The 555-nt window shown below is 55.1% G+C and carries 5 tRNA genes and 1 rRNA gene; all 6 read left to right on the forward strand.

The features are described from left to right. Positions 1 to 75 (forward strand): 5S ribosomal RNA (gene rrf / locus AB1K91_RS20020); the annotation flags it as partial. 11 nt (positions 76 to 86) lie between these two features. Then, positions 87 to 161 (forward strand) — tRNA-Asn (locus AB1K91_RS19980). A 1-nt stretch (position 162) separates the two neighbouring features. Continuing rightward, a tRNA-Ser gene (locus AB1K91_RS19985) sits at positions 163 to 254 on the forward strand. 20 nt (positions 255 to 274) lie between these two features. Then, positions 275 to 349 (forward strand) — tRNA-Glu (locus AB1K91_RS19990). A 20-nt stretch (positions 350 to 369) separates the two neighbouring features. Further along, positions 370 to 445, forward strand: a tRNA-Val gene (locus tag AB1K91_RS19995). Positions 446 to 480: 35 nt separating this feature from the next. Beyond that, positions 481 to 555: transfer RNA gene (locus tag AB1K91_RS20000), tRNA-Met, on the forward strand.

Raw genomic sequence — 555 nt, forward strand, 5'->3', positions numbered from 1 at the left:
CCGAACACAGCAGTTAAGCTCTTCAGCGCCGATGGTAGTTGGGTTCGCCCCTGCGAGAGTAGGACGCTGCCAGGCAATACGATTATTCCACAGTAGCTCAGTGGTAGAGCTATCGGCTGTTAACCGATCGGTCGCAGGTTCGAATCCTGCCTGTGGAGCCACGGAGAGCTGTCCGAGAGGTCGAAGGAGCACGATTGGAAATCGTGTAGGCTGCTACAGCGGTCTCGAGGGTTCGAATCCCTCGCTCTCCGCCATACAACTCATATACATAGATGGCCCGTTGGTCAAGCGGTTAAGACACCGCCCTTTCACGGCGGTAACACGGGTTCGAATCCCGTACGGGTCACCATTTATTTTCAAGACCGATCCGGAGGATTAGCTCAGCTGGGAGAGCATCTGCCTTACAAGCAGAGGGTCGGCGGTTCGAGCCCGTCATCCTCCACCATTTATATCTAGTTTCATAGAAATACCTTTTATCATCGCGGGGTGGAGCAGGGGTAGCTCGTCGGGCTCATAACCCGAAGGTCGCAGGTTCAAATCCTGCCCCCGCAACCA

The sequence above is a fragment of the Terribacillus jepli genome (assembly GCF_047228925.1).
In the GTDB taxonomy this organism is placed as follows: domain Bacteria; phylum Bacillota; class Bacilli; order Bacillales; family Amphibacillaceae; genus Terribacillus.